This is a genomic window from Providencia sp. PROV114, from assembly GCF_032704305.1.
Classification (GTDB): Bacteria; Pseudomonadota; Gammaproteobacteria; order Enterobacterales; family Enterobacteriaceae; genus Providencia; species Providencia rettgeri.
Window position 1 is genome coordinate 3,019,792 of the sequence record NZ_CP120528.1, and the last position, 24,176, is coordinate 3,043,967.

Annotated in this window: 26 protein-coding genes and 1 other annotated feature; of the genes, 19 read left to right on the forward strand and 7 right to left on the reverse strand. The window is 40.5% G+C overall.

What is annotated here, in order from left to right; all coding sequences use genetic code 11:
• The first annotated feature begins 30 nt into the window (after positions 1–30).
• The 5 genes from artP (at position 31) to P3L37_RS13480 (ending at position 4,262) form a co-directional block, all read left to right on the forward strand.
• Complete coding sequence (gene artP / locus P3L37_RS13460) at positions 31–759, forward strand: arginine ABC transporter ATP-binding protein ArtP (RefSeq protein WP_109911017.1); 729 nt, start codon at positions 31–33, stop codon at positions 757–759.
• An 18-nt stretch (positions 760–777) separates the two neighbouring features.
• Positions 778–1,521, forward strand: a complete 744-nt coding sequence (artJ, locus tag P3L37_RS13465) for an arginine ABC transporter substrate-binding protein (protein WP_004256405.1) — start codon at positions 778–780, stop codon at positions 1,519–1,521.
• 12 nt (positions 1,522–1,533) lie between these two features.
• Entirely contained in the window at positions 1,534–2,274 is a 741-nt protein-coding gene (gene artQ, locus P3L37_RS13470) for an arginine ABC transporter permease ArtQ (RefSeq protein ID WP_004909379.1), read from the forward strand.
• Positions 2,271–2,939, forward strand: coding sequence for an arginine ABC transporter permease ArtM (gene artM, locus P3L37_RS13475; protein ID WP_004909376.1), 669 nt, complete (start codon positions 2,271–2,273; stop codon positions 2,937–2,939). Before artQ ends, artM begins: the two co-directional genes overlap by 4 nt.
• A gap of 147 nt (positions 2,940–3,086) precedes the next feature.
• Positions 3,087–4,262, forward strand: coding sequence for a hypothetical protein (locus P3L37_RS13480; RefSeq protein WP_110731813.1), 1,176 nt, complete (start codon positions 3,087–3,089; stop codon positions 4,260–4,262).
• Between the two features lie 66 nt (positions 4,263–4,328).
• Here P3L37_RS13480 and rlmC read toward each other — a convergent pair whose 3' ends face one another.
• The 3 genes from rlmC to P3L37_RS13495 all read right to left on the reverse strand — a co-directional run bounded on the left by rlmC (position 4,329) and on the right by P3L37_RS13495 (position 6,453).
• Positions 4,329–5,462: a 23S rRNA (uracil(747)-C(5))-methyltransferase RlmC gene (rlmC, locus tag P3L37_RS13485; protein WP_110731812.1), complete on the reverse strand. Its 1,134-nt coding sequence runs from the start codon at positions 5,460–5,462 to the stop codon at positions 4,329–4,331.
• 9 nt (positions 5,463–5,471) lie between these two features.
• Positions 5,472–5,987 carry a YbjN domain-containing protein gene (locus tag P3L37_RS13490; protein WP_109911013.1) on the reverse strand — a complete coding sequence of 172 codons (516 nt, stop codon included), beginning with the start codon at positions 5,985–5,987 and terminating at the stop codon, positions 5,472–5,474.
• 139 nt (positions 5,988–6,126) lie between these two features.
• Positions 6,127–6,453: a YbjC family protein gene (locus P3L37_RS13495; protein WP_109911012.1), complete on the reverse strand. Its 327-nt coding sequence runs from the start codon at positions 6,451–6,453 to the stop codon at positions 6,127–6,129.
• Positions 6,454–6,613: 160 nt separating this feature from the next.
• On the opposite strand from P3L37_RS13495, the gene P3L37_RS13500 reads away from it, so the two are divergent.
• On the forward strand, positions 6,614–6,877 hold the full coding sequence (locus tag P3L37_RS13500) for a GrxA family glutaredoxin (protein ID WP_004909359.1): 264 nt from the start codon (positions 6,614–6,616) through the stop codon (positions 6,875–6,877).
• A gap of 247 nt (positions 6,878–7,124) precedes the next feature.
• On the opposite strand, the gene P3L37_RS13505 is transcribed toward P3L37_RS13500, so the two are convergent.
• The gene (locus P3L37_RS13505; protein WP_004909357.1) at positions 7,125–7,553 is read right to left on the reverse strand and encodes a secondary thiamine-phosphate synthase enzyme YjbQ; all 429 of its coding nucleotides are present in this window, start codon (positions 7,551–7,553) and stop codon (positions 7,125–7,127) included.
• Between the two features lie 200 nt (positions 7,554–7,753).
• Here P3L37_RS13505 and ybjG point away from each other — a divergent pair, with 200 nt between their 5' ends.
• From ybjG to P3L37_RS13520, 3 genes are all read left to right on the forward strand, one after another.
• Positions 7,754–8,362 carry an undecaprenyl-diphosphate phosphatase gene (gene ybjG / locus P3L37_RS13510; protein ID WP_109911010.1) on the forward strand — a complete coding sequence of 203 codons (609 nt, stop codon included), beginning with the start codon at positions 7,754–7,756 and terminating at the stop codon, positions 8,360–8,362.
• An 851-nt stretch (positions 8,363–9,213) separates the two neighbouring features.
• The gene (locus P3L37_RS13515; protein ID WP_004909352.1) at positions 9,214–10,530 is read left to right on the forward strand and encodes a serine/threonine transporter; all 1,317 of its coding nucleotides are present in this window, start codon (positions 9,214–9,216) and stop codon (positions 10,528–10,530) included.
• Between the two features lie 75 nt (positions 10,531–10,605).
• The gene (locus P3L37_RS13520; RefSeq protein ID WP_109911009.1) at positions 10,606–11,973 is read left to right on the forward strand and encodes an L-serine ammonia-lyase; all 1,368 of its coding nucleotides are present in this window, start codon (positions 10,606–10,608) and stop codon (positions 11,971–11,973) included.
• A gap of 80 nt (positions 11,974–12,053) precedes the next feature.
• Here P3L37_RS13520 and P3L37_RS13525 read toward each other — a convergent pair whose 3' ends face one another.
• Positions 12,054–13,259, reverse strand: coding sequence for a serine hydrolase (locus tag P3L37_RS13525; protein ID WP_109911008.1), 1,206 nt, complete (start codon positions 13,257–13,259; stop codon positions 12,054–12,056).
• A gap of 217 nt (positions 13,260–13,476) precedes the next feature.
• On the opposite strand from P3L37_RS13525, the gene P3L37_RS13530 reads away from it, so the two are divergent.
• Positions 13,477–14,100, forward strand: coding sequence for a glutathione S-transferase family protein (locus tag P3L37_RS13530; protein ID WP_109911007.1), 624 nt, complete (start codon positions 13,477–13,479; stop codon positions 14,098–14,100).
• On the opposite strand, the gene P3L37_RS13535 is transcribed toward P3L37_RS13530, so the two are convergent.
• Positions 14,101–14,928: an SDR family oxidoreductase gene (locus P3L37_RS13535; protein WP_109911006.1), complete on the reverse strand. Its 828-nt coding sequence runs from the start codon at positions 14,926–14,928 to the stop codon at positions 14,101–14,103. It lies immediately after the preceding gene.
• A gap of 268 nt (positions 14,929–15,196) precedes the next feature.
• Positions 15,197–15,324: a sequence feature (His leader region), on the forward strand.
• A gap of 53 nt (positions 15,325–15,377) precedes the next feature.
• Here P3L37_RS13535 and hisG point away from each other — a divergent pair.
• The 9 genes from hisG (at position 15,378) to P3L37_RS13580 (ending at position 23,191) form a co-directional block, all read left to right on the forward strand.
• The gene (gene hisG / locus P3L37_RS13540) at positions 15,378–16,277 is read left to right on the forward strand and encodes an ATP phosphoribosyltransferase (RefSeq protein ID WP_109911005.1); all 900 of its coding nucleotides are present in this window, start codon (positions 15,378–15,380) and stop codon (positions 16,275–16,277) included.
• A 6-nt stretch (positions 16,278–16,283) separates the two neighbouring features.
• Entirely contained in the window at positions 16,284–17,600 is a 1,317-nt protein-coding gene (gene hisD, locus P3L37_RS13545; RefSeq protein ID WP_109911004.1) for a histidinol dehydrogenase, read from the forward strand.
• A 3-nt stretch (positions 17,601–17,603) separates the two neighbouring features.
• Positions 17,604–18,674 (forward strand): histidinol-phosphate transaminase, encoded by a 1,071-nt coding sequence (hisC, locus tag P3L37_RS13550; protein ID WP_004909336.1) that lies wholly within the window; start codon positions 17,604–17,606, stop codon positions 18,672–18,674.
• A gap of 13 nt (positions 18,675–18,687) precedes the next feature.
• Positions 18,688–19,755: a bifunctional histidinol-phosphatase/imidazoleglycerol-phosphate dehydratase HisB gene (gene hisB, locus P3L37_RS13555; protein WP_004909334.1), complete on the forward strand. Its 1,068-nt coding sequence runs from the start codon at positions 18,688–18,690 to the stop codon at positions 19,753–19,755.
• Positions 19,755–20,348, forward strand: a complete 594-nt coding sequence (gene hisH, locus P3L37_RS13560) for an imidazole glycerol phosphate synthase subunit HisH (RefSeq protein WP_004909333.1) — start codon at positions 19,755–19,757, stop codon at positions 20,346–20,348. The genes hisB and hisH overlap by 1 nt, the downstream gene beginning before the upstream one ends.
• A gap of 5 nt (positions 20,349–20,353) precedes the next feature.
• Positions 20,354–21,091: a 1-(5-phosphoribosyl)-5-[(5-phosphoribosylamino)methylideneamino]imidazole-4-carboxamide isomerase gene (hisA, locus tag P3L37_RS13565; protein ID WP_109911003.1), complete on the forward strand. Its 738-nt coding sequence runs from the start codon at positions 20,354–20,356 to the stop codon at positions 21,089–21,091.
• Complete coding sequence (hisF, locus tag P3L37_RS13570) at positions 21,073–21,849, forward strand: imidazole glycerol phosphate synthase subunit HisF (RefSeq protein ID WP_004909328.1); 777 nt, start codon at positions 21,073–21,075, stop codon at positions 21,847–21,849. The genes hisA and hisF overlap by 19 nt, the downstream gene beginning before the upstream one ends.
• Positions 21,843–22,454, forward strand: coding sequence for a bifunctional phosphoribosyl-AMP cyclohydrolase/phosphoribosyl-ATP diphosphatase HisIE (hisIE, locus tag P3L37_RS13575; protein WP_004909325.1), 612 nt, complete (start codon positions 21,843–21,845; stop codon positions 22,452–22,454). Before hisF ends, hisIE begins: the two co-directional genes overlap by 7 nt.
• A 260-nt stretch (positions 22,455–22,714) precedes the next feature.
• A complete protein-coding gene (locus P3L37_RS13580; protein WP_109911324.1) occupies positions 22,715–23,191 on the forward strand; it encodes a YbaK/prolyl-tRNA synthetase associated domain-containing protein in 477 nt (158 codons plus the stop codon).
• A gap of 54 nt (positions 23,192–23,245) precedes the next feature.
• Here the strand turns inward: P3L37_RS13580 and P3L37_RS13585 are convergent, their stop codons facing one another.
• On the reverse strand, positions 23,246–23,887 hold the full coding sequence (locus P3L37_RS13585; protein ID WP_109911002.1) for a CatB-related O-acetyltransferase: 642 nt from the start codon (positions 23,885–23,887) through the stop codon (positions 23,246–23,248).
• Positions 23,888–24,176 lie beyond the last annotated feature (289 nt).

The following is a 24,176-nucleotide window of genomic DNA, read 5'->3' on the forward strand; positions in this document are numbered from 1 at the left end:
AGGTAGTGAAATAAGATATTATTGGTACACATGAGCATTCAATTAAAAAACATCAACTGTTTCTATGGTTCCCATCAGGCACTCTTTGATATCAATCTAGAGTGTTCTGCTGGTGAGACTATGGTATTACTCGGGCCAAGCGGAGCAGGTAAAAGCTCGTTGTTGCGTGTCCTCAATTTATTAGAAATGCCACGTTCAGGCCACTTAAATATTGTGGGTCAGCAATTTGACTTTTCTTCTGCTCCAGATGCGAAAGCGATTCGTGAGCTGCGTCAAAATGTGGGAATGGTATTTCAACAATATAACCTATGGCCTCATTTGAGCGTTATGGACAACTTAATTGAAGCACCGTGCCGCGTGTTAAAATTGTCCAAGCAAGAAGCGCAAGCAAAAGCCTCTAAGTTATTAGGGCGCTTACGGTTGTCTCAATTTGCTGATCGCTACCCCTTACATTTATCGGGTGGGCAACAACAGCGTGTTGCGATTGCTAGAGCATTGATGATGGAACCAAAAGTTTTATTATTTGATGAACCAACCGCTGCACTTGACCCAGAAATTACCGCGCAAGTTGTTGATATTATTCGAGAACTTTCTGCAACTGGAATTACGCAAGTCATCGTTACTCACGAAGTGGAAATTGCTCGCAAAACCGCTAGCCGTGTAGTGTATATGGAAAATGGCCATATAGTTGAACAAGGGGGTGCAAGCCATTTCACTGCACCTCAAACAGAAGCATTTGCAAATTATCTGTCACATTAATAGATATAGGATTAAGCAATGAAAAAAATTATATTAGCTGCACTACTGGGCGCTGTAACCCTATCTGCAACTGCTGCGGAAAAAGAAACCATCCGTTTTGCAACAGAAGCGACTTACGCACCTTTTGAAATGTTCGATAAGAATAACCAAATCGTTGGCTTTGACGTTGATTTAGCCAATGCCATGTGTGAAAAAATGAATGCAACTTGCACATTTACTCACCAATCTTTCGACAGCTTAATCCCTAGCTTAAAATTCCGTCGCTTTGAAGCATTAATGGCAGGTATCGATATTACCCCTGAGCGCCAACAGCAAGTGGATTTCACTGAGACTTACTACCCTAACTCAGCAGAGTTTATTGCTGTGAAAGAAAAAATCAGCTCAGTAGACCAATTAAAAGATAAAAAAATTGGTGTTCAAAACGGAACCACTCACCAAAAATATATCATGGAACAACATAAAGGTATGACAACCGTTCCTTATGATAACTACCAATCTGCTATTTTAGACCTGCAAAATGGCCGTATCGATGCCGTCTTCGGTGATACCGCTGTTGCTGACGAGTGGTTAAAAGCTAAAGGTAACGAAAACTTAGCCGCTGTAGGTGAAAAAGTGACTGATCCACAATATTTCGGTATTGGTTTAGGCATTGCAGTGCGTAAAGGAAATAAAGAGCTGTTGGATAAAATGAATAAAGCCTTAGCTGAAGTTAAAGCAGACGGCACTTATGATGCTATCCACAAAAAATGGTTTCAACAGTAATTGATATAATTAATGAGCAACTTTCTATTTTTAACAAGTGCCGCCGGTATCACCGTCGGCCTTGCTGTTTCTGCACTGGTTTTGGGGCTGATCCTCGCCATGTTATTTACTGCGTGGGAGTCCGTCCGTTTTAAACCTATTGCCTTTTTAGGGACTTGCTGGGTTACTTTGATCCGCGGTCTGCCTGAATTATTGGTCGTGTTGTTTGTTTATTTCGGTACATTACAACTGATCAATTTGTTTGGTGATGGGTTCGATATAAACCTCGGTTTTTGGCAAACCACTATCCAAATTGACCCCAGCATTTTCTTTGCTGATAGCGGTGAATTTGATTACACCCCATTTGTCTGTGGTGTCATTGCCCTCGCCTTGTTGTATGCATCTTATGCATCACAAACATTAAGAGGGGCTTTAAAAGCAGTACCTTATGGTCAGTGGGAAGCTGGTTTTGCATTAGGTTTAAACAAACGCACTATTTTCTTTCGGTTCATTATGCCGCAAATGTGGCGCCATGCGCTTCCTGGCTTAGGTAACCAATGGCTTGTATTATTAAAAGATACTGCGTTAGTTTCACTCATCAGTGTTAATGATTTAATGCTACAAACAAAAACAATCGTCAATAGAACTCACGAACCTTTCACATGGTACGCCATTGTAGGGTTGATTTACCTTGCCATTACGTTAGTCAGCCAAGTTATTTTAAAACGTATTGAATTGCGTACGACTCGCTTTGAGCGAGGTGAATCAAAATGATGGATTTAATTTTAGATATTCTTCCCGGGCTACCAACCAGCTTATCACTGACATTTAGTGCTCTTATTGTAGCTTTTATCTTAGCGATATTATTTACTTTAATTCTTTCACTTAAAACCCCCGTGGTTTCTCAAGCAGTTAAAGTCTATATCACGCTTTTCACCGGTACGCCTTTATTGGTGCAGTTCTTCTTAATTTATAATGGTCCAAGCCAGTTTAAATCACTGCAGAATTACCCAATGCTATGGGAGTTTATCTCAACCCCTTGGGTATGCGCCATGATAGCATTGGCACTAAATAGTGCAGCGTATTCTACTTTGTTATTCCACGGTGCAGTTAAAGCTATTCCGTCAGGCCAATGGCAATCGTGCCAAGCCCTCGGGATGAGCAAAATGCAAACCATGCGTATTATTTTGCCTTATGCCTTTAAGCGTTCGTTATCGTCTTATTCCAATGAAGTTGTCCTGATTTTCAAAAGTACTTCACTTGCCAGTACGATTACAATGTTAGATGTCATGGGCTACAGCCAACTGATCTTTGGTCAAAGCTGGAATGTGATGGCGTTTGTTGCTGCGGGAATTATTTATTTAGTAGTCAATGCAATTTTGACCGTTCTAATGCGTTTAATTGAACGCAAAGCGCTGGAATTTGAGCACAGAGGTTAGTCTTTCTTTCTCGCCGACAAGTAAAAAAAGCTTGGTATTATGCCAAGCTTTTTTTTAATAAGATTCATTGATTTTTGAAAGAGCATTAAAGTTACAAATGCCATAATTCAGGTTATTACATAAATAAAATCAATAATTGAGGTAACTATGCCTGATATTAAATTTGACATTCCTTTTAATCAAAATAAGTTAATTACCTATTTTAAAAATGACAAAAAAAACATAATAAGTAACAAACTATCTCTTGTAAAGAATACATCACATATAACTAATGGCCTTTGTTATGGATTGTCCTCTGCTTATCTTTGTAATGAAAACAAGAATCAAGGTGATAAATTAATAAAAACCATAGCTTCACAATTAAAAAAATGCAATCAAGATAAAGCATCAAACAAATTTAAGTTACTTAGTACAAAAACAGAGGAATACAATTATAATACATCGACATTGAACACTCATTTAGCTAATATTTTAAACATTCAAATAAATTGCTCACGCGCATATAATTTCAATTACATCTCATACAATTTAGATTCAATTATTGGTGATACAGTATCCCCAAAGCTCTCTCTAGATAAAAAGATAAGCTACCTAAATACTAAGGAAGAAACTAAACCCTTAATAATTGGCAACAGAAAAAACAACAACTTATATAACATACTGTTTTTTCTTAATGAAAGAAAAGATGTAATTAATGATAAAATATTATTTTCAAAAGAGAGTCATGAAGTTTTAAAACTAGTGAATTTATACTACAATCTGTTAAAAACAGAAAATATTGAATTCTATCCTAAATCAGATTTAAATATAGATATCCTTCATAAAATAAAAAATGACATAGAATTAAGTGAAACTGAAATAATAGATTTTTTAAAAATCTCATTTAAATTTTTAGCTAAAAATGAAATGTATAAAAACACGTCTAAAAAATTAAACTTTGGTTTAGTAAACTGTAAAGAACGAAAAATCAATGACGATGAAAATTTAATTTTCGATAATGACCTTTCATCCATTCAGGAACTTAAGGACAGAATAAAAAGCATAATAAACAATGAACATGTTTTTTATTCATTAATTATTTATGATAATCACTGCATGGCTATTTCGATTAAACGCAACTCAAAAAACTCCGATTATATCTATAAATTCTTTGATTCTAATAAAGGGATAAAAAAATATAAAACTCAAGAATCTTTTTTTGATGATATTGAAGAGTTACTCTCCAATCATAGTTCAGATAAAACTCTAATCAAAACACTGGATTTTCCAGTTGAAATAATCTCAATGGAATCACTTAATAATTCAAGTTATAATATTTTATAAAATAACTAGAATAAATTTTGAAAATAGAGCATAAAAATATCGAACTATAAGCTGTTCAAATAGGCTTTACTGTTCGATTCGCTTTAACAACGTCAGCACTTCAAAGTGTGCTGTATGAGGAAATAAGTCGAATAACTGGACTTTACAGACTTGATAGCCAGCCAACAGTTGTAAATCTTGCGCCATGGTTTGTGCATTACAGCTAGAATACAAAATATATTCAGGCTGCATATACGTAAGGTAATCGCATAATTCCTTACCGATCCCTCGACGTGGCGGATTAACTAAAATAAGCTGAGGGATATCCTGATTCGCCGTGGCAAAACGCGTTGAATCAAGGGCTTTAAACTCAACATGCTTTAATCCAAGTTCATCCGCGGATTGCTGTGCGCTGGCAATCGCTGGTGCACTAATTTCTATCCCTGTTAAGCGAGTGTCTTTTTCAGCACAGTGCAACCCAAAGCCGCCCACCCCACAAAACAGATCCCACAAGCTATCGATATCTAACGCTTTAACCCATTCCCTCGCGGTTTGGTATAATTTTGCAGCCACTATAGGATTCGTTTGGAAAAAACCTTGTGGCCGAATAAATAAAGGGACTTGATTAAACTCTTCACGAAGTGTGCGCTGCTCCGTTAAGAAAATCTCATCCTCACCTTCAAGTATTGCCATATGCACTGGTTGAATATTGGCGGTGATCACCGCAAGCAGTGGCAACTGTTCTTGTAGCCATGGCAGTGCCTTTTTTAACTGCTCAATTTTTTTCTCTGAGCGCAACACAAACCGCAGCATAAATTTCCCAGTATGATGACTTTGAGTCAATAATAGGTATTTTAACTCACCACGTTTGCGTTCAATGTTATAAGGCGTCAGCCCTGCCCTTGCAATAAAAGGAATAATGGCACTAAACACATCAGAAAAGGCATCTGGATACAACGGGCAGTCCGTTAAATCTACACCTTGCCCATCTCGCCCAACAATACCTAAAATGGGCTTCTCAACACTACCACTAACGACCATTTTAGCTTTATTGCGAAAAGCCGTTTGCGGCCCTGTAACTGGAGGCTGAAATAGGGAGGTATCAATAGTAGGTAAAAGAGCCTGTAGTTGGCTCTGCTTTTCAATAATTTGCTGTTCAGGAGTTAGTGTCAGCCATTGGCATGAATGGCATTGCCCAGTGGCATACTTTTCACAATGCATAACAAAGACTTAGTGGAGTATTATCGAGGGTTTGTCGTCAAGAGAATGCTCTGAGTCTTCATCAGAATTGTCATCGTCTTCACCGAAATCATCTTGATTCGCATAGAGCAAGTTATTGCTAAAGATTTCAAATACAATGGCAGAAATTTGTTCCTCTGCTTGCTGTAAAAAATGGCCGAATTGACGATACGTCATCCCTGCTGCTAATGAAAATGATTGGCTAACAATCAATTTAGGCAAGTTTTCATTATTTATTTCCAGGAAAACTTTTGCCGTTAATGAGCTGGCATTAATTTGGCTGATATTCGCCACTAACGTCACAATCGCTGTCGGTTTGAGCTCAGCTAATGCAGACAACACCAAAACATTATTTAAAATATCGAGCTTCGCATCAAAAATACCATCAATATTTTGCATATGGGGTAAATGTAATGCAGAGCAGGAATCACACTCGAAATAAGAGGTTTTGAGTTGGTCTAGCCATTCACGTAACTTAGTGATGTCAGGGTAACAAATAGAATCCATGGGCAGTAACCTTCTTCAACTCAAAATAGTCGTGCAATATCGATTTGTTAGGGTTTCGGCACATCTTCCCCCTAACGAAAAAACGAATAATTCTCACATATTGTAGGCCGAAACACCAGTAAAACCGCGTTTAATCTATTTATTCATCAGGTTTATTATCTGTAGAGTCCGACTTTTTAGAGGCTTTCTTTTCTGGTTGTTTATTATCTATCCCCAAAAAACTCAGGCCATGAATTGCCCGCCAGACAATATTGATCATTGCAGGCACCAAACAACCAATACCGACCATAATAATGCTGACGATCGCTCCTGACTGCATTAAAGGCTCCGGCAGAGTGATATAGTCATTTAATGCCAACAACACAATTATAAGCAGAATGATCCCGACACCTTCTAACACGATAATGGGTTTTGGCATATCCGCCAATGAACGCATCGTCCCTTTAGACTGAGGTTTATTACTCATTCTTCTTCTCCTCTCATTATTGTGTCTCTTCCTCAAACTGAGGATTATATGCCATACCTATAGGTATAACAGGAAAATTCGACTTTTATTTCATAACTTATGTAGGCATAGTATTGAGCATTGTAATTAGAATCTGAGTTCAAGATAAAAAGGAGATACTATGTATACTGTTATTTTTGGTCGTCCTGGCTGCCCATACTGCGTTCGTGCAAAAGAACTCGCTGAAAAACTGAAAAATGAACGTGAAGATTTTGACTACCGCTATGTTGATATTCAAGCAGAAGGTATTTCTAAAGAAGATTTATCTAAAACTGTCGGCAAACCTGTTGAAACCGTTCCACAAATTTTCATTGATGAGCAACACATTGGTGGGTACACAGATTTTGAAGCTTACGCAAAAGAAAATTTAAATCTTTACAAATAGTTAGCCATACCTGTTTTTCATCTCAACAAGCAAAGTTGTTCACTTATTTATCGGTGCTGACACTTTGCTTGTTCTTTTTGTGCTATTTAAGCCAAATTTAATAAAAATATTGCACTTTTTTTCATCTAAGTGAGAACTTTCTTTTTTAGACGGAGTCTTAATTAATGCCACTGCTTTTCTTTGATGTCCCCATATTGAGGAGCCCGATAGCCAACTTTTTGTTTTCCTGCTATCGGGTTTTTTGTTTTTAACGGCTGAGTTCACCCTGTAATGTAATGATTAACCTACGTTTTCCACCATAATTTCGGTGCTCACATAAATAAATCCCCTGCCACGTCCCCAAGTTTAAACGCCCTTTAGTAATCGGAATAGTCAAACTTGCACCCAATAAACTGCTTTTTAGGTGAGCTGGCATATCATCACTTCCTTCATAATCATGTTTATAATAAGGCTCATTTTCAGGAACGGCCTGATTAAAAAAACTTTCGAAGTCTTCTCTGACAGTGTAATCCGCATTTTCATTTATCGTTAAAGATGCCGATGTATGTTGAATAAAAATATTGGCTAAACCAACATTGATTAAGCTAAGTTCGGGAAGTTGCTTGAAAATTTCTTCTGTCACTAAATGAAATCCTCTTGCTTTTGCGCTAAGTTGTATCTCTTTTTGCCACCACATCACTTTTTCTTCCTTTTACTTTTCTATGTCTGTTACTGCACTAAATAATTATTGAGTAATAGTTAAACCGCAAGTAAATTTGTCACACAAAGCTTTCAATAATAAGACAAAGGGACTTTACCTGCGAGGTAAGACACTTTAACCTCCTCTCTTTATGTATCTACCCTGTCTTACTCACTATTTGCCCGAGGTACTGAACTGTGCTGGAACAACTGAATCTTGATCTTTTCAATTTGATCAATGCCACACCCGAGACCGCAAGTGGAACCATTGCTGTAGCGAACGTGATTGCTAAGCGCTTAATCCTCTTATTTCCACTTTTTACGGTTGCCTGTTGGTTTTGGGGCGCCCAGCCAAATATGACTCGCCAACGTGCCTTTGCCTGTAAAGCCGCTATTGCTATCGTCATTGGTTTAACTATCTCATGGTTAATTGGTTATTTTGCTCCACATGACCGCCCATTTGTCATGGGGATTGGCACCAATTTTTCTGAGCATAAAGCCACACCTTCCTTCCCGAGTAATCATGGCACAATTGTGTTTACATTCGCTTTCGCATTTCTTTTCTGGCTAAGAACTTGGGTAGGGCTTGTAATGATGATCCCTGCCATTGTTATTGCCTGGTCACGAATTTACCTCGGTGTTCATTGGCCTTTAGATATGGCTGGTGCTTTCATACTTGCAATGGTGGCATGCGGCTTAGCTCAAATTCTCTGGTCTCTTGGTGCGAATAAAATTCAATTACCTATCACGCAACTATATAGCTTTATTTTTGCTCCTCTTATTCGTAAAGGCTGGTTTCAGCCATAACAACGTATATTCAAATACTGGCATTAATTAATGCCAGTATTCTTCGCATTATAAAAATTGCGCTAAATCAAAGTTTCTGTTTATTTTCACTTTCATCATTAAAACTTTTTTGAAGTTATCAATAAAATTATTAAAACAATTAATTAACAAATATTTCGTTACCTTTTTCAATTATTTTTTTCGTTGCGAAAAAAGTGACAAATATAGGTCTGAGAAAAACGTAAAATAATTAATGTATAGTTCTATTCTCTCCAGTTTTTAAACTAATTAATCACGCAATAAACCAATCAGCAAATAAAAAATATCCCGTTGTTTTTCATATAAATACAAAAATACACAGCCTAAAAAATCGTACTACCGTTACAGTACAGTTCAATATTCACATTGATATAGATGATATTTTAGCCAGCTATATTTCGATCATTAATATAATAATATTTTTCTAACAGAATATTATTCTGCTCATATTTCAGCAAAGCAAAACTTATTTACTCAGTATTTAATTGCTAACAAAAATAAACTTAACACAAATTTATTTAACAATTTTATAAAATATGATTATTTTGCGCAATTTTGGGGGATATTTCTCTTTTGAGATAATGATCACGGCATTTTATTCTGGTAAAATATAAATTCACACACTCAAAATCCACTGTTAAAATTAAATGATAAAAATACAAAACTGATTGAAAATCAATTTACCGTAAATTTTAGTTTTATTTCCAATCAGATTGTTACGCAAAAGAAAACAATTGTTATTGAGTAATTGTTCGTACCTAAAGATTAAAAGTTCGTAACGCAATTGCCGTTACGCTAAATGATTTTTTTGACTTATATTTTCGGAGACTATTATGGATGCAACAAAAGTTGGTTCCATCGACAAAACAGCCTCGCAAACAGTAACGAGTAATGCTTGGCGCAAAACTGACACAGTATGGATGCTGGGTTTATATGGTACAGCTATCGGTGCTGGGGTGCTGTTTTTGCCAATCAACGCAGGTATGAGTGGTTTATTACCTGTTTTACTGATGCTGGTATTAGCCTTCCCAATGACATTTTTTGCTCACCGTGGGTTAACACGCTTCGTTCTCTCTGGTTCAAAACCTGACGGTGATATTACTGAAGTCGTCGAGGAACACTTTGGTCGCACAGCAGGTAACTGGATCACCCTACTCTACTTCTTTGCTATTTACCCTATTCTTCTTGTTTATGGTGTTTCCATCACCAATAACGTCAATAAATTCTTAACCGAATTATTGGGCGTTGGGGCACCACCACGCTGGTTACTTGCCTTAATTCTTGTCGGCGGAGTCATGGCGATTGTGGCATTTGGTGAAAAATACATCGTCAAAGTCATGAGTATGTTAGTGTTTCCATTTATCGCCGTACTGGTTGCATTCTCACTGTATATGATCCCACATTGGTCTGGTGATGTACTAAATACCTTAACTTGGGAAGGTATCACTGAGGCAACAAAAAATACGGGTGGGCAAAGTATTTGGGTCACCATTTGGCTGACAATCCCTGTGATGGTATTCGCATTTAACCACTCACCAATTATTTCTGCTTTCTCTGTGGCAAAACGTGAAGAATACGGTGATGCCGCTGAACAAAAATGCTCACGGATCCTTGCCTCCGCGCACATTTTGATGGTGCTGACCGTTATGTTCTTCGTGATCAGCTGTGTATTTACCTTATCTTCAGCGGATCTCGCACAAGCTAAAGCACAAAATATTAGTATCCTTGACTACTTGTCTGGCTATTTTGACCAGCCATTCATCAAATATGCTGCTGCAATCATTGCATTTATCGCAATTATTAAATCTTTCCTCGGCCACTATTTAGGTGCTCGTGAAGGTTTCAATGGCTTAGTTGAACGTGCTTACCGTGCAAAAGGTAAAACCATTGATGTTCGCAAGTTAAACCGCGGTACTGCAATTTTCATGTTAGTCACCACTTGGCTAGTGGCAACATTAAACCCGGGTGTATTGGATATTATTGAAAGCCTCGGTGGCCCAGTTATCGCTATCTTACTGTTCTTAATGCCAATGTATGCAATTAGCAAAGTACCTGCGATGCGTAAATACTCAGGTAAAATCAGTAATGTATTTATCGTAATTATGGGTCTGGTCGCTATCTCTGCGGCAACATATAAGTTATTCTTCTAATTGAAGCCACTAGGTAGCGACCAGTAATGGAAGCTACCTAATTTCAATGACTTTCTACAAAAGGAAGCACTGAATATGATTAGTGTATTTGATATCTTCAAAATTGGTATCGGCCCTTCAAGCTCCCATACTGTCGGCCCAATGAAAGCAGGCAAACAGTTTGTTGACGACCTTATCCAGCAAGAATTACTCACTCGCACGACACGAATTTCAGTAGACGTCTATGGCTCACTCTCTTTGACGGGTAAAGGCCATGCAACGGATATGGCGATTATTATGGGCCTTGCAGGTAACTTACCAGACACCATTGATATTGACGCTATTCCTGCTTTTATGCGTAATGTAGAGCAAACTGAAAGGCTCTCCCTTGCACACGGGCAACATGAAGTTGATTTCCCTACTGAAGGTGGCATGAATTTTCATACTACCAACCTACCACTCCATGAAAATGGAATGAGTATTACGGCATTCAGTGGTGATGATGTTATTTACAGCAAAAATTACTATTCTATCGGTGGCGGTTTTATCGTCGATGAAGAGCACTTTGGCCAGTCTGATGAAAATGCAGTGCAAGTCCCTTACCCATTTAAATATGCGGCCGACCTGCAAAAACATTGTAAAGACACAGGTTTATCACTTTCCGCACTCGTGATGCAGAATGAATTAGCATTACGTAGTAAAGAAGAAATCCAACAATATCTCTCGTCCGTATGGGATGTCATGAAATCCGGTATTGAACGGGGAGTGACAACCGAAGGTTTACTACCCGGACCATTACGTGTACCACGCCGAGCAGCCGCATTACGCCGTCAACTCGTGACAACGGATAACACCAATATGGACCCAATGGCCGTCATAGATTGGATCAATATGTATGCGCTTGCCGTTAACGAAGAAAATGCAGCGGGTGGTCGTGTTGTCACGGCACCAACTAATGGTGCATGTGGCATCATTCCTGCGGTATTAGCTTATTATGATAAATTTATTCGCCCTGTGAATGAAAATTCCTATACCCGTTATTTTCTAGTTTCCGGTGTCATTGGTGCATTATATAAAATGAATGCGTCAATTTCCGGTGCCGAAGTGGGTTGCCAAGGAGAAGTGGGTGTTGCTTGTTCGATGGCCGCCGCGGGACTCGCCGAATTAATGGGCGGTAGCCCTGAGCAAGTGTGTATCGCAGCAGAAATTGCCATGGAGCATAACTTAGGTCTCACCTGTGACCCTGTTGGAGGGCAAGTTCAAGTACCTTGTATTGAACGTAACGCCATCGCTTCCGTTAAAGCCGTGAATGCGGCACGCATGGCACTACGTCGCGTCAGTGACCCACGTGTTTGCCTCGATAAAGTCATTGAAACCATGTATGAAACTGGTAAAGATATTAACGCTAAGTATCGTGAAACGTCTCAAGGCGGCTTAGCGATTAAATTGGCTCACTGCGAATAGTATTGTTTATCTATCATCTCTATAAAAATGCCTGTATTAACAGGCATTTTTTTGTTCACATCATTTTCACTCAATCATTATTAACCGAAAATGGCACTCCACCAGCCACTAATGGTTTTCATGATATAATCCCAAATACGCCCAAAGAACCCCGCTTCTTCAACCGCATTTTTTGCGACTAAAGGGTGCTGTTCGACAACTTCATCATTAAGAATAAAGTTAATCGTTCCCACTGTTTGGTTCTTAGCAAGAGGCGCTTCAAGTGAATCGTTGGTGAGTTGAATATCCACTTTTAAGTTTTGCAATTGCCCTTTAGGAATAGTAATAGAAACATCATCGGCAACACCTAAATCAACTTCTGAAGTATCACCAAACCAGACACGCTGCTTTTTCAGTGTGGCATCAGCTTTAATTGGCGTGACAGTTTCAAAGAAACGGAAACCCCATGTCAGTAATTTTTCGCTTTCAGAAAAACGCACTCGGTCACTTGGTGCCCCCAACACAACTGAAATTAAACGCATATCACCTTCTGTTGCAGAGGCGACTAGATTATGACCTGCACCACTCGTGTGCCCAGTTTTTACACCATCCACCTTTAAATTTTGGTTCCATAACAAACGATTACGGTTTGGTTGACGAATTTTATTAAAGGTAAATTCCTTTTCCTTGTGCAGTGCGTATTCATCCGGTACATCACGGATCATCGCTTGGGTTAACAATGCCATATCCCGTGCCGTGCTGTATTGCCCTTCAGAATCGAGACCATGAACCGTTTTAAAGTGAGTATTTTTCAAACCAATCTTTTGCACGTATTGATTCATTAAGCTCACAAATGAGTCTTGGCTACCTGCAACATAATCAGCAAGCGCGATACTGGCATCGTTTCCTGACTGGATCACAATCCCTTTATTTAAATCTAATACAGAAACGCGGTCTTTTGGCTTCAAAAACATCAAAGAAGAGCCTTTCAAAACAGGATTACCCGTCGCCCATGCGTCTTCCCCTACCGTGACCATGTCTTGTGGGGTAATTTTCCCTGCATTTACTGCCTGACCAATCACATAGCTGGTCATAATTTTGGTTAAACTTGCGGGGTCTAAGCGTTCATCTGGATTCCCAGAAGCTAAAATTTTACCGCTATTATAATCCATCAGAACAAATGCTTTTGCATCGACTTGAGGAGCAACCGGTGTCTGCGCCGCATAAGCACTGGTACTTACGACAACCAAAAGACTCAACCCAATACCTGCTCGGCGGGTTTTTAAAGACAATATTTTCTTACTCATCGGTTATTCCTTCACTTAATTCTACACATTTAAAATACGGTCATTGACTCAGCGTCACTAAACGAGAACCCATCGCCGTGACAAAATTCGATAACTGGACCTAATATAAGACTTTAATTTCACAGAGGCCACCGCTAACAAATAAACATTTGCCTAAGAGTGAATTTAATCTATCTTAACCATGGCCGATACCAAAAAATCAATTTAGGAGACTGCAATGTTAACTGTTTGGGGACGCGTCAACTCTTCCAATGTCAAAAAAGTACTTTGGTGCTTAGAAGAATTAAATATCGCTTACAATCAAAAAGATGTGGGTGGCCCATTTGGTGGACTAGATACACCTGAATATATAAAAATGAATCCAAACAGCACTATTCCAACTCTACAGGATGATGACTTTGCGCTGTGGGAATCAAATACGATTTTACGTTACCTTACGGAAAAATTTGATCATTCTCACTTATTACTCGCACAAGACTTACAAGAGAGAGCTGCCGCCGATAAATGGATGGATTGGAGTGGTGCTAATTTATTCGGCCACATTAAGCAAATGATGAACAAAATTGTTCGTGTTCCTGAAGCGGATAGAGACCCGGAACAAGCTAAAATTATATATGGCAATATTAATCGATTACTCACAATTGCTGATAATACATTAGCCAACCAAGCCTATTTCAGTGGTGATAAATTTGGTATCGCAGACATTGCTATCGCGCCACTATTTTACCCTTGGCATGAAATTGTGACTGAACGCCCTGAATTTAACAATTTGGAACGCTGGTATCAGCAGCTGACCACGCGTCCTGCGTTCCAAAAAATTGTCATGATCCCAATTAAGTAATCACAAGGTCATACTCATCAAACTTGGGTTTGGGTACTGGTATTCAAACTCAAGTTCTTGGCAAATTTTATTACCGTTAATGACTTTCCCCTCTAATGCATTCTCCTCTTCAATAAATTGTGGTGGAACTAAACCAATAGATTGAGCGGCATGAGTATAAAATTCAGCTCGTGTCGGGTGGATTGGCGCACAAAGGTTATAAATATGCCCTCCCTGTGGCTGCTGGAGCAATAATAAAATGGCGTCAATTACATCGTCTTGATGCACCATATTGACAGGCTGATTTGCCCCCTTTACTCCGGTTTTACCTGCTAAAAAACGCCCTGCATGTCGTTTTTCCCCGACTAATCCAGCTAATCGCAGAATATCTACCGATATGTTCGGTAATTGATGCAACCACTGTTCTGTCGCCACTAAAGCTTTAGCTGAATCCGTCACTCCATCCAATGGGCTATCTTCGGTCATTTCACCATTTTGCTCCCCATAAACCGCAGTAGATGACGTGAAAATAACTTTGGGTACCTGAAATGCTATTGCGCTATTCACCAGTGTTTCAATCGCTGCCATATAGTATTCGGTATTAATTTTAGAAGGGGGAAGCAAGATGACGATAGCATCGCTTTGCATCATCAATTGCGCTAAATCATCGTTATCACATTCAAGTTCAGGGGTTAATTTCAATGCATAACACTCAATTCCTACCGCTTGAGCGGCTTCAATACCATCTGGTGTTGTTTTAGTTCCAACCACATGAATGCCTTGGGACAATAAAGCTTGGGCAAGGGGCAACCCTACCCACCCTAATCCAATAATGGTGATTTTCTTCATTCGATAACTCCTCAATCGACCAACTGACTGAAATTAATCACAGAGTAGCTGAAAACCATAAAACTTCCGAACACAATTTCTGAGAGATTAATCACTATAAAAGCGCATCAACTAATTATTATTGGTTATTTTTTAAAAAAAGGTTGCATTCATAGGGGGAAATCGGATAGGTTGAATACCAATGAGTATTTAGTTAACACAATGAATGTTTAGTCATTCACTTAAATAACAGAACGGAAGACATTATGAATCGTATTTCACGCAACCATCATCATCACCATCATCCTGACTAGTCTTTCGGGCGATGTGTGCTGGAAGACGTTCAACGAATCTTCCGGTGGCTGAAATGCAAATTGAGAGAACCCTCGGAAGATAATCTTCCGAGGGTTTTTTTATTCTTGAACAAAGAGTTACTAAACAAAAAATTTTAAAGGGATAAGGGTAAAGTCATGTTGGATAAATCACGTTTACGTATTGCAATTCAAAAATCAGGTCGTCTGAGTGAAGAATCAAGAGAACTACTGGCTCGCTGCGGCATCAAAATCAACTTACAACAACAACGTTTGATTGCTTATGCAGAAAATATGCCTATTGATTTACTTCGTGTTCGTGATGACGATATTCCAGGACTGGTCATGGATGGCGTTGTTGATTTAGGGATCATTGGTGAAAACGTTCTTGAAGAAGAGTTATTAAACCGCCGCGCGCAAGGCGAAAACCCACAATACAAAACACTGCGCCGCCTCGATTTTGGTGGCTGTCGCTTGTCATTAGCGGCGCCATTGGACTTTAACTACACGGGTGCAGAATGCCTGAATGGTTCACGTGTTGCGACTTCTTATCCACACTTGTTAAAACGCTATTTCGACCAAAAAGGCATTCAGTTTAAATCATGTCTGTTAAATGGTTCGGTTGAAGTTGCCCCGCGTGCTGGGCTTGCGGATGCGATTTGTGACCTTGTTTCTACTGGCGCCACATTAGAAGCAAACGGCCTAAAAGAAGTGGAAGTCATTTACCGTTCGAAAGCATGTTTAATTCAACGTGACGGTGAAATGTCAGCTGATAAACAACAGCTTATCGACCGTATGATGACCCGTATCCAAGGTGTTATCCAAGCGCGCGAATCTAAATACATCATGTTACACGCGCCAAGTGAAACACTAGAAGAAATCATTGCCTTATTACCAGGTGCTGAACGCCCAACTATTTTACCATTAGCCGGTGACAACAACCGCGTTGCCATGCACATGGTCAGCTCAGAAACCTTGTTCTGGGAAACCATGGAAAAACTCAAGGCATTAGGGGCAAGCTCAATCCTTGTATTACCAATTGAAAAAATGATGGAGTAAGCCGCCATGAAAATGGGATTTAACCAACCTGTTCGCTGGTCGGCTTGTAATCAAGAGCAACAAAGTGCTTTACTGATGCGCCCCGCAATTGCGGCCTCTGGCAGCATTAGTACTGCGGTGAGCCAAATTATTGACCAAGTCCGTAACGAGGGCGACACCGCCCTCCAAGCACTAAGCCGTCGTTTCGATAAAACTGAAATCGACACAGTGCGAGTACCTGCAAATGCCGTTGACGCGGCAGAGGCTCGTCTTGGCGATGAAATCAAAACAGCAATGAAAACCGCCATTGGCAACATTCGTCGTTTTCACGAAGCCCAAAAACCCACTCCGATTACAGTGGAAACACAGGCAGGCGTAGTATGTCAACAGGTCACACGCCCAATAGATGCAGTCGGTTTATATATTCCGGGGGGTTCTGCTCCCTTGTTATCAACAGTCATGATGTTAGGAACTCCGGCGAATATCGCAGGCTGTCGCAAAATCATTTTGTGTTCTCCCCCACCTATTGCCGATGAAATTTTGTATGCAGCGAAACTGTGCGGCATCAGCGATATTTTCCAAGTAGGTGGCGCGCAAGCGATTGCAGCAATGGCATTTGGCACCCAAAGCATTCCTACGGTTGATAAAATATTTGGCCCCGGTAATGCCTATGTCACTGAGGCAAAACGCCAAGTGAGTCAAAGCCATGATGGAGCCGCCATTGATATGCCTGCGGGGCCTTCTGAAGTGTTAGTGATTGCGGATAGCGGAGCAAATCCAGCGTTCACCGCATCTGATTTACTATCACAAGCGGAACATGGCCCTGATTCACAAGTCATTTTATTAACTGACGATGAAAACTTTGCCCAGCGTGTGATTGAAGAAACAGAAACACAATTAGCGCAACTTTCTCGTGCCGAAATTGCCAGAGAAGCACTAAGTGCCAGCCGTGTCATTATTGCTGATTCGATCGAACAATGCGTCGAAATTAGCAATCGCTATGGACCAGAGCACTTGATTTTACAAACACGCAATGCCGATGACCTAGTCGATTCTATCACTAGCGCAGGCTCCGTGTTTGTCGGAGACTGGTCACCCGAATCTGCAGGAGACTACGCTTCAGGCACCAATCACGTATTACCGACTTACGGCTATACTGCAACCTATTCAAGCCTTGGCCTCGCTGACTTTATGAAGCGAATGACGGTGCAAAAACTGTCGCAGCAAGGCTTATTAGGCTTAGCCAACACCATCGAAACTTTAGCGCAAGCAGAGCAACTCACCGCTCACAAAAATGCCGTTACCTTACGCGTTAACGAACTAAAAAAACAAAATCAGGAGTAAGTCATGAGCCAACCATTTAATGCCGCCAGTCTTGCACGTGAAAATGTTAAAACCATGACCCCTTATATGTCGGCGCGCCGCTTAGGGGGAAATGGAGATGTTTGGCTCAATGCCAACGAGTATCCTATTGCTCCTGATTATCAATTCAGTGAACGTAACCTGAACCGTTACCCTGAATGCCAACCGGTTGCCGTGATCAATAACTATGCGGCTTATGCGCAAATCACACCAGAACAAGTACTGGTTTGCCGTGGGGCCGATGAGTCTATCGAATTATTGATCCGCGCATTTTGTGAGCCGGGTAAAGATGCGGTGATGTTCTGCCCACCAACCTATGGCATGTACAGCGTCAGTGCAGAAACCTTTGGCGTTGAACAAAAGAAAATCATGGCGTTGCCTGACTGGGCATTAAACGTTAACGCGATCCGTGAAAATTTATCTAATACCAAACTGATTTATATTTGCAGCCCAAATAACCCAACGGGCAATATCATCGATAATAAAGATTTGCGTGAAGTGCTAAATATGGCAGCAGGCCGCGCATTAGTCGTTGTCGATGAAGCTTATATTGAGTTCTGTCCACAATACAGTGTGGCAAGCTGGCTTGCACAATACCCCAATTTGGTGATTTTAAGAACCTTATCTAAAGCCTTTGCATTAGCCGGTTTACGCTGTGGCTTTACCTTAGCTTCTCCTGAAGTGATTGAGGTGCTATTAAAGGTTATCGCCCCTTATCCTTTATCAACCCCTGTTGCGATGATTGCCGCTCAAGCCCTTGAACCACAAGGTATTGAAACAATGAAAAGCCGTGTAATAACGGTAACCGAAAACCGTATTGCACTCAGTGAAGCTCTGCGCGACTTGTCTGTGGTTGAACATGTTTATCCGAGTGAAACTAACTATATTTTGGTGCGTTTCACCGATGGCAGTAAAGTCTTTAAAGCCCTGTGGGATCAAGGCATTATTTTACGTGACCAAAGCAAACAGCCGGGTCTCATTAATTGCCTGCGTATTACTGTCGGGACAGAAATTGAAAATACCCGTGTTATTGAAGCTATTGCCGCACTTTGCTAATTAGGAATGACTCATGAGCCAGAAAATTTTATTTATCGACCGTGATGGAACATTAATTACCGAGCCGCCAACTGACTTCCAAGTTGATAGCTTAAGTAAACTCGCCTTTGAAAAAGCAGTCATTCCTAGCTTACTTGCCCTGCAAAAAGCCAATTATCGCTTAGTGATGATAACCAATCAAGACGGCTTAGGAACAGATAGCTTTCCGACCGCTGACTTTGAACCACCACACAACCTAATGATGCAAGTTTTTGAATCACAAGGCATAAAATTTGATGACGTGCTGATTTGCCCACATAAGCCTGAAGATAACTGCGCTTGCCGTAAACCTAAACTTCAGTTGGTTGAGCGCTATTTAGATAGCAACGTGCTAGACAGTGAAAATAGCTATGTGATTGGTGACCGCGAAACGGACATTCAACTCGCTAAAAATATGGGAATTAAAGGGTTACGTTATAACCCAATGGAACTAGACTGGGAAGCTATCACCACGCAGTTAACCAAACGCGACCGCCATGCGCTAGTCAAACGCGTGACAAAAGAAACTAATATCCAAGTCGAAGTGTGGCTAGACCAAGAAGGCGGCAGCAAAATTAGCACCGGTGTGGGTTTCTTTGACCACATGTTAGACCAAATCGCGACTCACGGCGGTTTCCGGTTAAACATTGAAGTCAATGGCGACTTATTTATTGATGACCACCACACTGTCGAAGACACGGGCCTTGCTTTAGGTGAAGCACTGAAAATCGCGCTTGGTGATAAACGCGGTATCGCACGTTTTGGTTTCGTTCTGCCAATGGACGAATGCCAAGCACGCTGTGCACTGGATATTTCAGGTCGCCCACACCTTGAATATAAAGCAGAATTCAAATACCAACGTGTCGGTGACTTAAGCACTGAAATGATTGAGCACTTCTTTAGCTCACTTTCCTATGCTATGGGTTGTACATTACACCTGAAAACCAAAGGGAAAAACGATCACCACAAAGCGGAAAGTTTATTTAAGGTCTTTGGCCGTACCTTGCGCCAAGCAATACGCGTTGAAGGGGATACGTTACCTAGCTCAAAAGGGGTTCTTTGATGAACGTTGTCATCCTTGATACTGGCTGTGCAAATTTAGCCTCCGTGGCTTATGCGGTGAAACGCCTAGGTTATGACCCTGTGGTGAGCCGGGATACCAATACCATTTTACAAGCCGACAAAGTCTTTTTACCGGGTGTCGGTACGGCTAGCGCGGCCATGGAAAAGCTCACTGAACGTGAATTAGTGCCGTTAATTAGAGCACTGACTCAACCCGTGTTAGGCATCTGTTTAGGTATGCAATTACTCGGTTCTTTCAGTGAAGAAGGTCAATCAACGGTGCCACTACTGGGGTTAATTGATAGCCCTGTACAAAAAATGGATGCCAATGGGCTTCCAGTTCCACATAGCGGCTGGAACCAAGTCAAAGCCCTAGCAGGGAACCCTTTGTTTAGGGATATCCCTGATAACGCCTATTTCTATTTTGTACACAGTTATTCGATGCCAATTTCCAGTAATACCATCGCACAAACTCAGTATGGCAACCCGTTTAGTAGCGCGGTGAATCGCGATAACTTCTACGGTGTCCAATTTCACCCAGAACGTTCTGGCACCGCAGGTTCACGCTTGATTCAAAACTTTTTGGAGATGTAATTACCATGATCATTCCCGCATTAGATTTAATCGATGGCACCGTAGTGCGATTGCACCAAGGGGATTACGCCAAGCAAACTGATTATGGCAATGACCCGCTCCCACGTTTGCAGCAATATGAAAAAGAAGGGGCAAAGCTCCTACACTTAGTGGATTTAACGGGCGCCAAAGATCCACAAAAACGCCAAATTCCACTGCTGAAAAAATTATTGGCTGGCGTGAATGTTCCAGTACAAGTTGGTGGGGGTATTCGTACCGAAGAAGATATTAAGGCCTTACTGGAAGCCGGAGCGGCTCGTGTTGTCATTGGCTCAACTGCGGTGACCAAACCTGAATTGGTTAAAACATGGTTTGAAACCTATGGTGGGGAAGCCATTGTACTTGCGTTAGATGTACGCATTAATGACAAAGGCGTAAAAGAAATCGCCATTAGCGGCTGGCAAGAAAATTCAAATTTAACATTAGAACAAGCCATTGAAATATATCGTCCTTATGGCTTAAAACATGTCCTTTGCACCGATATTTCCAAAGATGGCACCTTAGCGGGTTCTAATGTGAATTTATACCAAGAAGTAAGCCAAAAATTCCCCGACATTGCCTTCCAAGCATCAGGGGGCATTGGCAATTTAGATGATATTGCGGCTATCCCGCCATCTGGTGCGGCTGGCGTGATTGTGGGTCGCGCATTATTAGAAGGTAAATTCACCGTTGCGGAGGCAATCAAATGTTGGCAAAACGCATAATTCCTTGCTTAGACGTCCGTGATGGGCAAGTGGTTAAAGGTGTCCAATTTCGTAATCACGAAATTATCGGTGATATTGTTCCATTAGCACAGCGTTATGCCCAAGAAGGTGCAGACGAACTGGTATTTTATGATATTACCGCCTCTTCTGATGGTCGAGTGGTAGATAAAAGCTGGGTTGCCAAAGTCGCTGAAGTGATTGATATTCCTTTTTGTGTTGCAGGTGGAATTAAAAGTGTCGATGATGCTGCACAAATTCTGTCTTTTGGCGCTGACAAAATTTCCATTAACTCCCCAGCATTATCCGACCCTACATTAATCAGCCGCTTAGCGGAGCGTTTTGGCGTACAATGCATCGTTGTGGGTATTGATACTTGGTTCGATGAAAGTACGGGTGAATATCTCGTTTATCAATTTACCGGTGATGAAAAACGTACCACACAAACTACGTGGAAAACCCTTGATTGGGTAAAAGAAGTTCAACAACGTGGCGCGGGTGAAATTGTGTTAAATATGATGAACCAAGATGGTGTTCGTCAAGGGTATGACCTACAGCAACTAAAAAAAGTTCGCGAAGTATGCCAAGTGCCATTGATTGCCTCAGGTGGTGCAGGCGAAAAAGTACATTTCCTTGATGCCTTCACTGACGCAGGCGTTGATGGTGCTTTAGCCGCTTCTGTATTTCATAAACAAATTATTAATATCGGTGACTTAAAACAATACCTAGCCGAAAATGGAGTTCAAATTAGAGTATGTTAACCACAGAACAATCTAGCCAGCTAGCATGGCAAAAAGTCGATAACCTAATGCCTGTTATCGTGCAACACGCTGTTTCAGGTGATGTGCTAATGCTTGGGTATATGAACCCAGAAGCATTACAAGTCACTTTAGATAGCCGTAAAGTCACCTTTTTCTCTCGCACAAAACAACGTTTGTGGACGAAAGGCGAAACCTCTAATAATTTTTTAAATTTAGTGGATATTTACCCAGATTGTGACAGTGATACGCTGCTAGCTCTCGCACTGCCAGATGGCCCAACTTGCCATAACGGTACACAAAGCTGCTTCGCACCAGCACAAAGCGACTGGGGCTTTTTATTTGAGTTAGAAACGTTACTAAAAGAACGCAAAACTGCCTCTCCTGAAAGCTCCTATACCGCACGTTTATACGCTAGCGGGACTAAACGCATTGCGCAAAAAGTCGGTGAAGAAGGTGTTGAAACTGCATTGGCAGCCACCGTGAATGACCGCGCAGAATTGACCAATGAAGCCGCTGATTTGATGTACCACTTATTAGTCTTACTACAAGACCAAGAGCTGGATTTAAGCACAATAATCAAACGGTTAAAAGAGCGTCATCAGTAAACAACAGGCTGCCAGTCTCACTGGCAGCTTTATCATAGATGCAAGATGTGTTCAATTTGCTCGTGACTGAATAAATACCCAAGAATATTAGTAATAACAGACACAAAATACATCTGATACTTATTTTTTAATATTTCACCTATTTTAACGCTTTAGCAGCCTTCGGCCCCAAGGTTGTATCTACTTCCAAACTTGTTATCATTCCCTGTTATTGATGTGGTTTTAAAGGGAAAAAAACAGTGTCTGAAAATTCTATTTTTATGCAACTCACACAATTACTTGATAAAAATAATGCCAAATATCGTGTGATGGAACATTCCACTGCGGGGAAATCAGAAGAAGTGGCAAAAATACGTGGCACGCAACTTGGGCAAGGGGCAAAAGGATTAGTATGCCATGTCAAAGGAAATGGTATACGCCAACACGTACTGGCAATTTTACCTGCCGATAAACAAGCTGATTTGAGTAAAATTGCCACAGCAATTGGCGGGACTCGCGCATCTTTAGCAAGCCCAAAAGAAGTCGATGAGCTCACTCAATGCGTATTTGGGGCTATTCCCCCCTTTAGCTTTCATCCCAATTTAAAATTAATTGCTGACCCGCTACTTTTTGAACGTTTTGAGGAACTCGCCTTTAATGCTGGTACATTAGAACGCTCTATTATTTTAAATACAGAAGATTATCAAAGAATAGCAGCGCCTAGTTTAGTTGAATTTATTCGCACAGAAGAAAATTAGTTATATGTAAAAAGGGAGATTCCACAGAATCCCCCTTAACCTTAATAAGAAAAGCTAGCTAATCAATCGCTGGTCATATTTCTGGCTGGCATTTTTTAATGCCACAAAATCGGAACCACAAATAAACCGCTTTAATGCGGTAAATTTTTCCTCCGGCCAATCATAGATTTTCAATGCTAATAGTTCAGTAATGACGTCGTGTGAAAAGCGATAGTTAATCGGCTTTGCAGGGTTCCCCCCAACAATAGAATAAGGCTCGACATCTTTGATCACTACACTATTAGCAGCAATTACAGCTCCTTCACCTATTTTAACTCCGGGCATGATAAAGGCACGCATGCCAACCCAGGCTCCGTCGCCAATCACTGTGTCGCCTTTTCCTACATAAGCTTCTTCAATATATTCAAGAAAAGGATATAAGCAAAACCAATCCATTCGGTGAGTATGGTTCCCTCCCATTAATATCACCGCTTCGCTACCAATACAGACATAATCACCGATATAAAGTTGATCAACATCCCATGCTAGCTGCCAATCTCGGCTTTGTTCGTCACCTTGTAAATAGCGCACAACTGACTGCTCAAACCCGTTATCCCAACAGTCGCTGTAATAACTATGCTGACCTTTAATATGGATATTGGGATTTTGTACGACCTCATGAAGTAGTTCGTATTTTGACCAATGTTTTTGATTCATGGCACTAAACCTTTTAATTCGTTTATATTTACCATAGAACGCATTCTATGGTGATGCATTCGCGTTCAAAATACACCACCTTTAGCCACTCGAGGTTGTTTTAATAATGGATTCAACATGTTATTCATCCTAACAAACCTGTTATTATTTAAATTACTTGTGCAAATAATATCATAGAAAATAATTTCCATATAATTAATTATCAAATAATAGAAAACAACCGAATAGTATTTAAGACTAACTTTAAAATAAAAAAGCACACAATTAATATATTTTATTATAAATTAAA

Excerpts from the sequence above, each read along its gene's own strand:
- hisC (WP_004909336.1), top strand. The coding sequence starts at position 17,604 with ATGAGCCAACCATTTAATGCCGCCAGTCTTGCACGTGAAAATGTTAAA.
- P3L37_RS13515 (WP_004909352.1), top strand. The coding sequence starts at position 9,214 with ATGGATGCAACAAAAGTTGGTTCCATCGACAAAACAGCCTCGCAAACA.
- hisB (WP_004909334.1), top strand. The coding sequence starts at position 18,688 with ATGAGCCAGAAAATTTTATTTATCGACCGTGATGGAACATTAATTACC.
- rlmC (WP_110731812.1), bottom strand. The coding sequence starts at position 5,462 with ATGCATTGTGAAAAGTATGCCACTGGGCAATGCCATTCATGCCAATGG.
- hisF (WP_004909328.1), top strand. The coding sequence starts at position 21,073 with ATGTTGGCAAAACGCATAATTCCTTGCTTAGACGTCCGTGATGGGCAA.
- artP (WP_109911017.1), top strand. The coding sequence starts at position 31 with ATGAGCATTCAATTAAAAAACATCAACTGTTTCTATGGTTCCCATCAG.
- P3L37_RS13585 (WP_109911002.1), bottom strand. The coding sequence starts at position 23,887 with ATGAATCAAAAACATTGGTCAAAATACGAACTACTTCATGAGGTCGTA.
- P3L37_RS13505 (WP_004909357.1), bottom strand. The coding sequence starts at position 7,553 with ATGTGGTGGCAAAAAGAGATACAACTTAGCGCAAAAGCAAGAGGATTT.
- P3L37_RS13520 (WP_109911009.1), top strand. The coding sequence starts at position 10,606 with ATGATTAGTGTATTTGATATCTTCAAAATTGGTATCGGCCCTTCAAGC.
- hisIE (WP_004909325.1), top strand. The coding sequence starts at position 21,843 with ATGTTAACCACAGAACAATCTAGCCAGCTAGCATGGCAAAAAGTCGAT.
- artM (WP_004909376.1), top strand. The coding sequence starts at position 2,271 with ATGATGGATTTAATTTTAGATATTCTTCCCGGGCTACCAACCAGCTTA.
- P3L37_RS13495 (WP_109911012.1), bottom strand. The coding sequence starts at position 6,453 with ATGAGTAATAAACCTCAGTCTAAAGGGACGATGCGTTCATTGGCGGAT.
- hisA (WP_109911003.1), top strand. The coding sequence starts at position 20,354 with ATGATCATTCCCGCATTAGATTTAATCGATGGCACCGTAGTGCGATTG.
- artJ (WP_004256405.1), top strand. The coding sequence starts at position 778 with ATGAAAAAAATTATATTAGCTGCACTACTGGGCGCTGTAACCCTATCT.
- P3L37_RS13490 (WP_109911013.1), bottom strand. The coding sequence starts at position 5,987 with ATGGATTCTATTTGTTACCCTGACATCACTAAGTTACGTGAATGGCTA.
- P3L37_RS13535 (WP_109911006.1), bottom strand. The coding sequence starts at position 14,928 with ATGAAGAAAATCACCATTATTGGATTAGGGTGGGTAGGGTTGCCCCTT.
- artQ (WP_004909379.1), top strand. The coding sequence starts at position 1,534 with ATGAGCAACTTTCTATTTTTAACAAGTGCCGCCGGTATCACCGTCGGC.
- P3L37_RS13530 (WP_109911007.1), top strand. The coding sequence starts at position 13,477 with ATGTTAACTGTTTGGGGACGCGTCAACTCTTCCAATGTCAAAAAAGTA.
- P3L37_RS13525 (WP_109911008.1), bottom strand. The coding sequence starts at position 13,259 with ATGAGTAAGAAAATATTGTCTTTAAAAACCCGCCGAGCAGGTATTGGG.
- P3L37_RS13580 (WP_109911324.1), top strand. The coding sequence starts at position 22,715 with ATGCAACTCACACAATTACTTGATAAAAATAATGCCAAATATCGTGTG.
- P3L37_RS13480 (WP_110731813.1), top strand. The coding sequence starts at position 3,087 with ATGCCTGATATTAAATTTGACATTCCTTTTAATCAAAATAAGTTAATT.
- hisD (WP_109911004.1), top strand. The coding sequence starts at position 16,284 with ATGAAAATGGGATTTAACCAACCTGTTCGCTGGTCGGCTTGTAATCAA.
- hisG (WP_109911005.1), top strand. The coding sequence starts at position 15,378 with ATGTTGGATAAATCACGTTTACGTATTGCAATTCAAAAATCAGGTCGT.
- P3L37_RS13500 (WP_004909359.1), top strand. The coding sequence starts at position 6,614 with ATGTATACTGTTATTTTTGGTCGTCCTGGCTGCCCATACTGCGTTCGT.
- hisH (WP_004909333.1), top strand. The coding sequence starts at position 19,755 with ATGAACGTTGTCATCCTTGATACTGGCTGTGCAAATTTAGCCTCCGTG.